Consider the following 12550-nt stretch of genomic DNA (forward strand, 5'->3'; position numbering starts at 1 on the left):
GCCGGACCGGACATCCTGCGGCGGCCGGGCGATCGGCTGCACGTCCGGGCCAGCCGATCGCCCGGAGGGTCAAGCGCCGGCGAGCACCCAGCGACCCCGGCCGCTGCGCTTCGCCTCGTACATCGCCGCGTCGGCGGCGCGCAGTGCCTGCCGCTCCCCGGCGGTCTCCCCGGCGCCGTAGGCCGCGATGCCGACGCTCGTGCCGACTTCCAGCAGCGCGCCCCGGAACGGGATCGGCTCGGCGAGGTCACCGACGATCCGGTCGGCGAGCCGGACCGCGTGGTCGGCCGGCAGGTTCGGGCAGAACAGTACGAACTCGTCGCCGCCGAGCCGGACGACCAGGTCACCGGCGCGCACGGCGGCGGACAGCCGCTGTGCGACGGTGGTCAGCACCAGGTCACCGGCCTCGTGCCCGTACAGGTCGTTGACCTGCTTGAACCCGTCCAGGTCCAGGTAGAGAACGGCGACCGGGCCGGAGCCACGCGGAAGGGTGCGGTCCATCTCGTCGGTGAGCACCGAGCGGTTGGCCAGCCCGGTCAGCGGATCGTGCCGCGCCTGATAGGTCAGCTGCGCCTGGGCTCGTTCCTGCTCGCGTACGGCCAGGGTGAACCGGGTCAGGACGAAGACGGTGCTGACCCCGGTGGCGATCAGGGTGGCGACCGCGTTCTTCGCCAGTCCGTCCTCGACCGCGGTGAGCACCGGCGCGGTCAGGAAGGCCACGCCGAGGAACAGCACCCGCGACGGGTGCAGGACCCGCACCTGAGCGCTGGGCCGGGTCAGTTCGTCGCGGCGCGGGTGCAGGCAGGCCGCGGTGAGCAGCGCGTTGCCCAGCATTATCAGCGCGCCGTCGCGAGCCACCAGGTCCTGCGGAAGGAAGTACGGCCCGATGTTGGTGGTCAGGTCGATCGCCAGGTACAGGACCACCGCGGCGAACAGCAGGCGGGTCGGGGTGCCTCGGGTGCCCGGCGACAGCGCGATGAACAGCAGCGCGGCAAGCAGCACCACATCGGCCACGGGGTACGACGCGGGCAGCACCGAGTCGGCGATCGATAGACCGTCGCCCAGGGCCGGCTGGATCAGGAACTGCCAGCTGAGCAGCGCGGCCGCGCCGGCCAGGGTGAGCGCGTCGAGCACCGCGCCGCCCAGCCGGCCGGGCGCCCGACGGCGGGCCATCATGATCAGCGCCACGGTGAGGACCGCGTAGCCGCCGAGCCAGCAGGCGTCCGAGACGCCGGCCGACGGAATCTCGGACAGGTAGTAGTAGGCCAGTTCGACGGCGTCGCCGGTGAACCACAGCGTCTGCGTCACGGCGACCAGGACCCACGGCCGTCGCTGGGCGCCCGGTGGCACCCGCCGCACCGCCAGCCAGGCGACGACGCTGAGCGCGCCGTAAAGAAGTGGGTAGAAGACGTTGCCGAACGTCGAGTTGTAGGTCACCGTCGCGACCGCGACGGCGACGGCGGCGGCGCCCAGGAACGCCCATATCTTGCGTGGTGCCATGGCGTTGGTATCGGCACGGTTGCAGCGCTGCTCTGGGCAATGGCGAATGACGTGCGTCACATCATTTTCTGCTCGGACCTGCGTCGGCCGGCGAGCGCGCGACGCCGTCAGGCGGACCAGAAGACCTCGACACGGGAGGCGTCGTCCCGATCGATGACGCACTGGAACTCGGTGGTGCCGGCACCGACGCGGCCGGCCTGGACGGAGTTCAGCGAGTCTCGGATCGTGGCTGCGTACCCGGCGCCGTCCGACGGCTGGACCTGGAGCTCGAACTCGTAGACCGTCTTGTCGTTGATGATCGATCCGGTGTCCTGGACCGACAGCACGGCCGCGGTGCAGGGACGGCCGTCGCGGATCTCCTCATCGCTGAGGTGATCGACGCCTATCGACGTGTAGATCAGCCAGATGAAACCGCCGATGCATCCGAGGAACGCGAGGACGCCCGCGCCGATCAGAATGGGGAGCCGGTTGAACCGCCTGGTATTCGACTCCGGCACCGATATCGACCTTTCACCCACCGCCTGGACGCTGCTGCCGAAAGGATCGTCACTCACCGGGGAGTTGATCAGTATTCGGATTGACGGAGAAGCGTCTCGACCATGAACAATCGGCTCCGGCAGGCCCGCGGGCGATCAGGAGCCGGCTCGGCCCTGCCCCCGTGTTCACTCGAAAGCCGCGGCGTTGCGTGCGGCCCAGGCGGCGAACGTGCGGGGCGGGCGGCCGAGAACGGCCTCGACGTCGGGGCTCACCTGTCGTTCGGCCGGTTTCGGCGTGCCGAGGATGGCCAGGGTGCTCTCCACCACCGGCTCGGGCATGAACCGCAGCATCCGTGCCCGGGCCTCGGCCGGGCTCAGCTCGACGAATCGCACCGGTTCGCCCAGGGCGTCGGCGATTGCCGAAGCCTGCTGCCGGGGTGAGATCAAGGCCGGCCCGGTCAGCACGTACGCCTTGCCGGCGTGGCCGTCCTCCAGGAGTGCCGCGGCGGCCACCGCGGCGATGTCGTCCGGGTCGACGGGCGGCAGGGCGACGTCGCCGAACGGGGCGGCGATCATCCGCTCGGCCCGGACCGATTCCGCCCAGGCCAGCGTGTTCGAGTGGAAGCCGCTGGGACGCAGCAGTGTCCATTCCAGGTCCGACCGCGTGACGGGCTTCTCCAGATCATCGGGATGGCTCCCGGTCGCGACGCCCTGCGAGGAGAGCAGGACGATGCGGCGAATTCCGGCGGCCCGTGCGGCATCGAGGACGGCGCCGACATCGCCACCGGCCGACACGAAGTCGCCCGAGGTCAGCACGAAAAGCTTGTCGGCGCCGTCGAGAACCGGCGGCAGTGTTCGTGCATCGGCCAGATCGGCCTGCCGGAACGGCACCCCCGCCGGGACGTCCCGCCCGGTGATCCGCCGGGACACCGCTGTCACCTTCTCGCTGGCCGCGACGAGCGCCCGTACCAGCGGTCGTCCCACATTTCCGGTCGCCCCGGTCACCACGATCATGGTCACTCCCCTTGTCGAGTTCTTTTTGCTCGACGAAGCTAACAGCGCCGTGATAGTAGGTACCTACAGGAAAGTATTGGGGAGAGGGCTCATAGTGACGCACGACATTCCCCCGGAACAGGCCTGTCCGATCGCGCCGGTGGTCGATCTCGTCTTCAGTAGATGGACCACTCCGATCCTCTGGGCACTCCACGAATACGGGCGGCATCGGTTCGTGGAACTGGAACGCCGGATCAGCACGATCACGCCCAAGGTGCTCACCCAGCGGTTGCGGCAACTGGAGCGTGACGGGCTCGTCGTGCGTACTTATCATCCGGAGGTCCCGCCGCGCGTGGAGTATGAGATCAGCGAGCTGGGCCGCAGCCTGGCCCCACTGTTCGCGACCCTCGCCGGGTGGTCGGGCAACCTGAAGGAGGTCGAGCGGGCCCGGGAGAGTTACGACTCCCGGCAGCACGCCGGTGGTCGCCGGCCCTGACGCCGCCCGGAACCTCGTCGTTCCGGGCGGCGCGGTCAGGCCGGCCGATGCGGCGGGGCCGCCGCCGGCGGATGGTCGGGTCGCGCTCTCACCCGGTGGGTGAGCGGACCACCCGTGGCTTCTCGGCCGATCCGAACGTCAGCGACCCCACCGGCGCGGGGACGCCGGGCTGTGGCGGGCCGAGCACGACGAGCGCCTCCACCCAGTAACGGACCATCGCCCGGCTGGTGCTGTCCTCGCGGGTGACACCCGCGTCGAGCCGCCGGCGCGCGGCCTGCGGGTCGGACAGGGCCAGGTCGGCGGCGAACAGGTCGCCCCAGACCTGGGGGTCGCGGCCCAGGTCCCGCTGACGGTCCAGCGCCGGTCCGCGGTAGAACGAGCCGGCGGTCAGTGGCAGCAGCTGGATGCCGATGATCGACTCCGGCTTCGGGTCGAACCACGTCGCGAAGTCGAGCTTGGCGTCCCAGACGATGCCGGCGGTGGTGTGGGCGTAGCCGGCCGGCCGGGTCAGTCCGGCGCCCAGCCAGTACATCCGCGCGGTCGCGGCCTCCATCGCGTAGTGGGTCACGCCGTACCGCGTCATGTCGGTGTTGCCCCGGACCAGTCCCCAGCGGACCACCGCCTCCCACGCCGCCACCGCCTCGCTGGACGACTCCTGGTTGTTGCCGTCGGCGAAGGGGGCGAACCCGGAGGCGGCCGAACTGCCGAGGTAGGCGTTGAAGGCCCGGAACGGCGGCAGCCCGCTCGCCGGCCCGATCGCCAGTGACCCGGCGTAGTCCCGGACGATCAGGTCGACCACGTCACCGTAGTCACGGCCGAACTGCGGATCGGCAGCGGCGAGCACGGCGGCGGCCCGGACCAGGTAGCCGTACTGGAAGTGATGGTCGTTGTAGTCCTGGGAGCCGAACTCGGCCGGCACGGCGATGAGCCCGCCCCAGGTCGGGTCGTAGCCGAAGTAGCGCCCGTCGGCCGGCCCGGTGTAGGTCAGCCAGTCGACGAGTTGCGGCCGTAACCGGTCGAGAGCCTGCTTGCGCTGGTCGTCCGCCCCGGCCGCGGCCGCCACCTCGGCGACGGTGGCGAGCCGGCCGAGCTCCTTGAGCCCGAAGTAGCTGCCGCCCGCACCCGGCGGGTCGGCCAGATCCTTGTTCAGGGCGTCGCGGACCGCCCGGCCGGCCGCGGCGTCCAGCGGCACCTGCGGGACGGCGGTGAGCAGCCCCGGCATCGGCACCCGGACCCGCACCGTCCCGGCGGAGACCAGGGTCATCGTGCCGCGGGCGTCCGGGTAGGAGCCGGCCAGCTCGGCGGGGCCGGCGACCAGCCCGGTCCGCTGGTGCGGCAGCAGGGCCCACACGCCGGTGCCGCCTCCGGCCCGGCGCGCGGTGAGCGTCTGGGTGACCGTCCCGGCCTTGGCGTCGTACGTCATCGCCGCGGTGGTCGCCACCACCGGATCGCCGGTGCCGGCCTGCTCCCAGCTCGCCTGGTCCGCGCCGTCCGGGACCCGGGCGACGGCCAGCCGCTCACCCGAGCCGACCAGGGAAGGACCGTCGAAGGTCAGGCCGTCGCCGATGACGTCCCAGCGGCCGCCCGCGATGTCCAGCCGGGCGCGCGTGGCCGAGCTCCCCACGTCGCGGAAGGCGCCGGTCAGGGCCGGTGCCGCGCCCTGGAACCGCATCCACAGCACCGGGCTGCCCTGTACCAGGGTGATCTCCACGGACCCGCCGCCGGCCAGGCCCACCCGCAGGACGACGTGGAAGGCGCCGTACCCGGCGACCTGGACTGCCCCGGTCGCGGTGTTCAGGGTCAGGGCGGGAAGGAACGGGGTGACGACGGCGTTCGCCGAGCCCGTGACGGGCGCGCCGCTGATCTGCACGCCCGCGTCGGCGGCCCGCACGGCGAGCGGATGCGTCCAGATCGGCTGGGTGCGCGGGCCGGTCAGCGCCGAGCTCCACCACTGGTTGGTCGGGATGGCCTGGCCGGTGAGGTCGCCGGCCTGAGCCGGGGACCGGGTCGGCCGGGCGGCGGCCGGCAGGGCGCCGGCGATGCCGCCCTTGCCGGTGACCGTGGGCACGGCCGTCTTCGCCGCCGAGGTGTCCTCCATGACCGGGCCGGCGTCGGCCGGGGCGGGTTGCTGCCCGGCCGGCTCCGGGGAGCAGCCGGTCACCGTGATGAGGGCCGCGGCCGTGGCGGCGACCCATGACCGGCGGCTCACGCGCTGTTCACCGCGGGGGTGCCGCCCGCGGCCGTGGTGGTGTCCACGACAGCGCGGAACTGCAGTCCCGGGACCAGGGTGCGCACCGTCGCCAGCGCGGCCGGATCGGGGCGCAGCACGACCGTGAGCAGGTCGGGGACGATGGTCTGCCCGGCGCTGCCGACCTTGGGCTCGACCCGTTCCAGGATGGTGGCCATCCGGCCGGGCAGGCCGGGCCCGGAGACGTAGGCGGTCATCCGCAGCCGCAGCTTGCGCAGCGTCTCGAGGGGCACGTCGACACGGAAGGTGAGCTTGGACGGGTCGTACAGCGTGATGATCGGCTCCCCGGCGCGGGCGATCTGACCCGGGGCGACGTTGATGACGGTGACGATGCCGGCGGCGGGCGCGGTCAGCTGCTGCACCTTGGCTCCCCGGCCGTCGGTGGTGCGGGTGACCCTGGCCAGGGCCGCGCCGGCGGTCACGCTCTCGCGCTCGCCGATCAGCAGCTGGTTGACCACCGCGGCGTCGGCCGAGCCCACGACGATCGGCTGGGCGGTCAGCACCGCGGTGCCGGCGTCCAGCAGCGTCCGCTCGGCGAGCCGCTTGCGCACGATGTGGGCGCCACCGGCGACGGCTGCCGCCACCAGGATCACCACCACGATCACGGTACGCAGGACGCGCAGCCCACTGCGCCATCGGGACGGCCGGGGCGTGACCGGCGCGGGGTCGGGAGTCTCCGGTCCGGCCAGGCTCAGGTCGGGATCGGTGGTGCTCTTCTCGATCATGGTGCTGGTCTCGATCGTGGTGCTCATGGTCAGGCCTTTCTCGGCGAAGGTCGTGGCGCCGGCCGGCGGCGGTCTTCCCGCGGTGGCCGGGCCGGGGAGGAGTCAGGCGCCGGCCGGGACCGGCTGCGGCTCGGAGCCGGCCGGCGCCGCCGGAAGTTCCCGGCTCGCGGCCGGGCGCGGGGTGACCGCGCGCGTGATCGGCGCGGCGGGCCGTTGCCGGATGCGGCCACCGGTGACCGATTCGAGGATCATCCGGCCCAGGATGAGCACGATCATGCTGGCCCAGCCGACGGAGAGCCAGGTCGGCGCCGGGTCGGCCATCACGAGGATGCCGACGGCGATGGCGGTGGCGTTCAGCAGCAGCAGGGCGACCAGGGGCATGACCGCCCACAGTGACCGGGCGCCGCTGCCACCGGCGTTGGTGGCCTTCCAGACGGACGGACGGCCGATCAGCACGCCACCGAGCGCGCGCAGGTGCACCGGGACCGCGCCGATGCTGGCCACGATCGCGGACAGCTTGAACCCGCCCGATTGCAGCCAGGTGACCAGCAGCACGGCGGCCTGGAACGGCAGGTAGTGGGTGGCCCAGGCGAACCCGTCGGCGCGGATCGGGCTCAGCGCGAAGAGCAGGTACAGCGCCGGGAACAGCATGAACGTCAGCATCGCCAGGGACAGCAGGTAGTGCGTGCCGCAGAACAGGTACTGCAGTCGCTGGTCGATGGTCAGCCCGCTGCCACGCCGGAACAGCCGGCCGCGCAGCAGCACCTCGAAGCCGCCGCCGGCCCACCGCAACTGCTGCTTGAGGTACGACGGGACGTCCTCGGGCGCCAGCCCGCGCGCCAGGACCTGCGGTACGTAGATCGACTTCCAGCCCCGTTTGTGCAGCTCGATCGAGGTCCAGATGTCCTCGGAGTTGCTGCCGGTCCAGATGCCGCCGATGCTGTCGAGAGCCGTCCGCCGGAACATCACGTTCGTGCCGACACAGAACGCGGCGTTGAAGTGGTTCTTACCGGGGCAGACGAGCTCGTAGAAGATCCGCTGGGCCTCGCCCGAGCCGGTGGCGACCAGGTTGACGTTGTTGGTGTACGACTGCGGGGACTGCACGAACGCCACGTCCGGGTCCTGGAAGTGCGGCAGGATGCTGAGCAGGAAGTTCGGCTCGGGCACGTGGTCGGCGTCGAAGATGACGACGAACTCGCCGTCGGTGCGGGCCAGCCCCGCGTTGACGTTGCCGGCCTTGGCGTGGGCGCCGCCCGGCCGCCGGAGGTAACCGATCCCGGCTTCCTCGGCCAGCCGGCGCAGCTCGTCGCTGTCCCCGTCGTCGAGCAGGAACGTGTCGTGCGGCAGGTCCATGTCGCGGGCGGCGAGCAGCGTGGTCCGCACCAGCGCGGGATCCTCGCCGTACGCGGTGATGAACACGTCGATGGACGGGACGTCGCCGCCGGCCCGCAGCCGGTTGCGCCAGACAGTGGCGTCCACGGGCTCCGGCCGGTCGTCGTGGGCCAGGATGGTCCACCAGGTGCCGACCAGGTGCAGGGCGGTCAGGCCCTCGGCGGCCAGCATGGCGATCCAGAGCCAGCCCGGCCCGCGGTACGCCGGGTTGAGCAGGAACAGCTGGTAGAAGACGGTCGCGGCGAGCGCCGCGATGATCGCGACCCGCGTCGAGCGCTGCAGCGGCCGCCAGGCGAGGCGCGCATCGGGCCTGCCCGGAGGTAGGGGCGGTGCCGTCATGAGTGCTCCCAGAACTTCGGCATTCAGCGCCGTGGATTCGGCGCCGTCCTCCACGGAACAGGAAAAGCCGAGAATGCGCGAGTGCTGGCGAGCTATTTAATTTGTGGCCGATGTTTCTGAATTGTAGATGGTTCGTTGCGGTTTTCGCCCTGACTTCATTGATCGATTCGGGGATCGCTCTGAGCTGCAGGTCGTCATGGCCGTACGTTAATAAAAAGTAATTGTTGAGCGGCTGTCGGCGAATCGAGAAGTTGATCAGTGAGCGAGGTTACAGTGGGGGTCCGGAGACTTGAGCGCAATGGTGATCGCACCGGAAACGGCGAGGAAATGATGACGTGTTCTGCGGGAAACTGCGAAAGGAGTTCCCGTGGGAGCGGGGCCGCCCGGATCCCCCGTGGACCCGGGCGGCCCCGTCGGGTCAGCCGATGTGGTAGGAGTCGCCGTAGACCTTGAAGTCCAGCGGCGTGTTCAGGTCGAAGTTGCCGTTGTTCAGGAACACCCGCTGGGCCGTGTCGATGCGGGTCACGTCCGAGTGCGCCTCCTCCTTCTTCATCTCCACGACCCGCTCGTCCAGGAACGCGTTGAGCCAGGCCCGCTCGTCGCCCCCCTGGGACGGCGGCTTGGCCTTGGCGAGCGCGCGGCTGCGGATCGAGCGCATGCCCTCGTAACCGTGCACGACCGAGGCGTCGTAGTACGCGAACTGCCCGAGCGCCCGCACCCCGTCGGCCTTGCCGTCCCGGACGGACGGGTTGAAGTACACCCGGTCCCGTTCGGCCTCCTGCGCGGCCTGGAACACCGGGTCGGCCGCCGCGGTCTTCCAGTCCCTGGTGAAGTTCGGGTCGAGCCCGGAGTGCGACTCGGTCCCGTTGACGTTGCGCAGCGCCGGCAGGTACTTGGCCAGCACGTTCGACGGTTTGGTGGCGGTGTAGGCCTCGACGAGCTCCAGCATGTCCCCGGTCCCGGAGCAGAAGCCGATGATCCCGGCCGTGTAGCCGCGCCCGTCGTGGATGTCCTCGATGTAGGAGAACTGCGACCGCCAGTCCAGCGACGAGTTCTCGGCCGCCGAGACGATCTGCATGGCGACGTCCTTCTTCGCCGGGTTGTCGAGGTTCTTCCCGGACGGAGCACTGCTGGTCGGCGTGGAGGTGCCGCCGGGCAGCGTCCAGGTCTGGTTCGCCCCGCCGGCACAGGTCCAGATCTGCAGGCGGGCGCCGTTCGCGGTGCTCTTGTCGGTGACGTCGAGACACTTGCCGGAGCCGCTGTTGACCAGCGTCCCGTTGGTGAAGGTCCACTTCTGTGCGCTGCCGGCGTTGCAGTCGTACAGCTGGATCTTGGCGCCGTTCGTGGTGGCCGCGGCGGTGACGTCCAGGCACTTGCCGAGCGCCCGGATGGTCTGGTCGGCGTTGCCGGTGGTCCACTGCTGGGCGGCGCTGCCGTTGCAGTCGTACAACTGGATCGCCGTGCCGTTGGCGGTGGAGGCGGCAGCGACGTCGATGCATTTGCCGCCCAGCCCGGTGATCGGCCCGGCGGCCGCGGCACTGGCCGGCAGCAGTCCGTAGATCAGGGTCGCACCCGGTATGACCAGGCCCAACGTGGTGTAGACGACTGTCCTTACGCGATTCATGGCGCTCCTCGGGGGAGGGGGAGAGGGGGTGGCGCGCGCGTTGGGGACGGACTCTACGACTGTTAAGTTGCTTTATCAATCCTGGTCGATAATGAAGATTCGACTCTTGACACGGATCGACGGGAGTCTGAGGATGGGCCAACTGTTAAACACTTTGCCAATCACCCGGGAGCACCGATGACGCGTCTGGCCGGCTCGTCCAAGCTGCTCCGCGCCATGAACGAGAGCGCGGCGCTCGGTCATCTGCTCGACCCGGGCATGCTCACGCGCACCGATCTCCGCAAGCTCACCGCGCTGTCGACGCCGACGATCTCCGAGGTGCTGCGGCGGCTCACCGAGGCCGGGCTGGTCCACGTCGTCGGCCACGCCAGCGGCCGGCCGGGACCGAACGCGGAGATCTACAACGCCAACCCCGATGCGGCGTACGCGGCGGCGATCTCCGTGCGTGACATCGGCACCAGCGGAACGCCGTCGATCGCGGCCGCCCTCGGCGACCTGACCGGCGCGGTCCGGGCCCGGTTCGAGTCCCGGACCGACTTCCTCACCACCGACCCGGCCACGGCCGTGGCCGACGTGTTCGCCGAGTTGCACGAGCGGGCCGGCGTCCCGGCCGACCGGATCCGGCACGTGCAGCTCAGCGTGCCCGGCTCCTACGACCCGAAGACCGAGACCATCCGCCTGGTCGACGTCCCCGGCTTCGGCCGCCCCGGGCTGATCCCGGGGATCGCCGCCGCGCTCGGCACCGAGATCGGCGTCGACAACGACGTCAACCTGGCCGCGGCCGCCGAGCGCAACCGTGGCGCCGCCGGCGACGCCGAGAACTTCGCGCTGCTCTGGCTCGGCCAGGACGGCCTCGGCCTGGCCATCGACATCAACGGCACGCTGCTGCGCGGTACCCGGGGCAGCGCCGGCGAGATCGGTTACATGCCGCTCTACGCACCGGACTCCACGCATCGCAAGGTCGACCTGCAGGACCTCTTCGGCGGCGGCGCGATCAAGGAACTGGCCCAGGATCACGGCATCGCCGGCGGCACCCCCGCCGACATCGTGGCGGCGGCCGTGGCCGGCGAGAATACCCCGTTCCTCGCCACCCTGGCCGACCGGATCGTGGTCGCGCTCGCCGCGGTCGTCGCCGTGCTCGACCCCTACCTCGTGGTGCTCGCCGGGCCGACCGCGCAGGCCGGCGGAGACGCACTGCTCACCGCGGTGAACACCGCCTTCCAGCACGCGGCCCCGCTGGAATGCACGTTCGCCATGACCTCCATCGACGACGACGCGGTGCTGCTCGGTGCGCTCGACGCCGGCCTCGCCGCGGTCCGTGAAGCATTGATCACCGCCATCCGCGACAGCTGAGAAGCGGCCGCCGGGCAGTACCGCCGGAGAACGCACCACCGGACAAGCCACTCGTTACGGCTGCACACATTTGAGAGGCCCACAGTGAACAAACGGCTACCTCATGCCCTTTTCGCCCTGACCGCCACCGTTCTGCTCACGACCGCCTGCACGCCCGCCCCCAAGGACAACAAGATCGCCGACCCCGGTACGCAGGTCTCCGGGACCGTCGAGCTCTGGCACTTCTTCACCGAACGTGAGGCCGACGCCATCGACCAGGTGGTCAAGGACTTCCAGACGAGCCACCCGAACATCAAGGTGACCGTCAAGTCCGGACAGGACGACTCGAAGGTGACCCAGGCGATCGGCGCCGGGACCGGGCCGGACGTCGGGCTCTCCTACTCCACCGACATCGTCGGCAAGTTCTGCTCGTCCGGCGCGTGGGTGGACCTGAAGCCGTACCTCGACCGGGACAAGGTGGACCTGAACCAGCTGAATGCCACCACCCGGTCGTACACCGAATTCCAGGGCAAGCGCTGCGCGATGCCGTTCCTCGCGGACGCGTACGGCATGTTCTACAACAAGGACCTGTTCGCCAAGGCCGGCATCGCCGGGCCGCCGAAGACCCTCGACGAACTCACCGCGGACGCCAAGAAGCTGACCGTCAAGAACGCCGACGGATCGCTGAAGCAGGTCGGGTTCCTGCCGCTCTTCGACTTCTACGAGAACGCGGCCGCGCACCTGGCGCCGGCCACCGGCGCGAAGTGGCTCACCGGGGACGGCAAGAGCGCGGTCGGCACCGACCCCGGCTGGAAGACGCTGCTCGCCTGGCAGAAAGAGCTGGTCGACTGGTACGGATACGACAACCTGACCAAGTTCAAGGCGAGTCTCGGCGACGAGTTCAGCGCCGACAACGCCTTCCAGAAGGGCCAGGTCGCGATCAACATCGACGCCGAGTACCGCCTCGCGTTCCTCAAGGACCAGGCCCCCGATCTCAAGTACGGCGTGGCGCCCATGCCCACCAGCGACCCGGCCCGCTACGGCGGCGGCTACGTGACCGGCAACATCGTCGGCATCTCCAAGAACGCCAAGAACCCCGAGGCCGCCTGGGAGCTGATCAAGTACCTGACCACCGACGACGCGGCGGTGGCCAAGCTCGCCGGGCTGATCAAGAACGTGCCGACCACCACCAAGGCGATCACCGACCCGGCACTGAGTGCGGACCCGGACTTCAAGGCGTTCATCGACATCTTCACCAGCCCGAACTCGCTGACCTCGCCGCCGACCGCGTCCGGGCCGGCCTACCAGGAGACGTTCCAGCAGTTCCTGATCAAGTACCAGTCCGGCAAGGTCACCGACCTGAACGCCGGTCTGGCCGACGCGGACAAGCAGATCAACAGCGTCATGACGCTGGGCGGCTGACCC

10 protein-coding genes are annotated in these 12550 nt (G+C 70.4%); 3 read left to right on the plus strand and 7 right to left on the minus strand.

Annotated elements, in window-relative coordinates; genetic code table 11:
• Positions 1 to 69 precede the first annotated feature (69 nt).
• The 3 genes from Acy02nite_RS08165 to Acy02nite_RS08175 form a co-directional block, all read right to left on the minus strand.
• Positions 70 to 1500, minus strand: a complete 1431-nt coding sequence (locus Acy02nite_RS08165) for a GGDEF domain-containing protein (RefSeq protein WP_203739210.1) — start codon at positions 1498 to 1500, stop codon at positions 70 to 72.
• Between the two features lie 107 nt (positions 1501 to 1607).
• Positions 1608 to 1997 carry a hypothetical protein gene (locus Acy02nite_RS08170; RefSeq protein ID WP_203739211.1) on the minus strand — a complete coding sequence of 130 codons (390 nt, stop codon included), beginning with the start codon at positions 1995 to 1997 and terminating at the stop codon, positions 1608 to 1610.
• Positions 1998 to 2162: 165 nt separating this feature from the next.
• Entirely contained in the window at positions 2163 to 2990 is an 828-nt protein-coding gene (locus Acy02nite_RS08175) for an NAD(P)H-binding protein (RefSeq protein ID WP_203739212.1), read from the minus strand.
• A 94-nt stretch (positions 2991 to 3084) separates the two neighbouring features.
• Here Acy02nite_RS08175 and Acy02nite_RS08180 point away from each other — a divergent pair, with 94 nt between their 5' ends.
• Positions 3085 to 3465 (plus strand): winged helix-turn-helix transcriptional regulator, encoded by a 381-nt coding sequence (locus tag Acy02nite_RS08180; protein ID WP_239174444.1) that lies wholly within the window; start codon positions 3085 to 3087, stop codon positions 3463 to 3465.
• Positions 3466 to 3553: 88 nt separating this feature from the next.
• On the opposite strand, the gene Acy02nite_RS08185 is transcribed toward Acy02nite_RS08180, so the two are convergent.
• From Acy02nite_RS08185 to Acy02nite_RS47150, 4 genes are all read right to left on the minus strand, one after another.
• The gene (locus Acy02nite_RS08185) at positions 3554 to 5674 is read right to left on the minus strand and encodes a glycosyl hydrolase (RefSeq protein WP_203739214.1); all 2121 of its coding nucleotides are present in this window, start codon (positions 5672 to 5674) and stop codon (positions 3554 to 3556) included.
• Positions 5671 to 6465, minus strand: coding sequence for an HlyD family secretion protein (locus Acy02nite_RS08190; protein WP_203739215.1), 795 nt, complete (start codon positions 6463 to 6465; stop codon positions 5671 to 5673). The genes Acy02nite_RS08185 and Acy02nite_RS08190 overlap by 4 nt, the downstream gene beginning before the upstream one ends.
• 75 nt (positions 6466 to 6540) lie before the next feature.
• Positions 6541 to 8169 carry a glycosyltransferase family 2 protein gene (locus Acy02nite_RS08195; RefSeq protein WP_203739216.1) on the minus strand — a complete coding sequence of 543 codons (1629 nt, stop codon included), beginning with the start codon at positions 8167 to 8169 and terminating at the stop codon, positions 6541 to 6543.
• 418 nt (positions 8170 to 8587) lie between these two features.
• Entirely contained in the window at positions 8588 to 9793 is a 1206-nt protein-coding gene (locus Acy02nite_RS47150; RefSeq protein WP_203739217.1) for a chitosanase, read from the minus strand.
• A gap of 177 nt (positions 9794 to 9970) precedes the next feature.
• On the opposite strand from Acy02nite_RS47150, the gene Acy02nite_RS08205 reads away from it, so the two are divergent.
• Positions 9971 to 11146, plus strand: a complete 1176-nt coding sequence (locus Acy02nite_RS08205; protein ID WP_203739218.1) for an ROK family transcriptional regulator — start codon at positions 9971 to 9973, stop codon at positions 11144 to 11146.
• Positions 11147 to 11230: 84 nt separating this feature from the next.
• Complete coding sequence (locus Acy02nite_RS08210) at positions 11231 to 12547, plus strand: ABC transporter substrate-binding protein (RefSeq protein ID WP_203739219.1); 1317 nt, start codon at positions 11231 to 11233, stop codon at positions 12545 to 12547.
• Positions 12548 to 12550: the final 3 nt, after the last annotated feature.

The sequence above is a fragment of the Actinoplanes cyaneus genome, from assembly GCF_016862095.1.
In the GTDB taxonomy this organism is placed as follows: domain Bacteria; phylum Actinomycetota; class Actinomycetes; order Mycobacteriales; family Micromonosporaceae; genus Actinoplanes; species Actinoplanes cyaneus.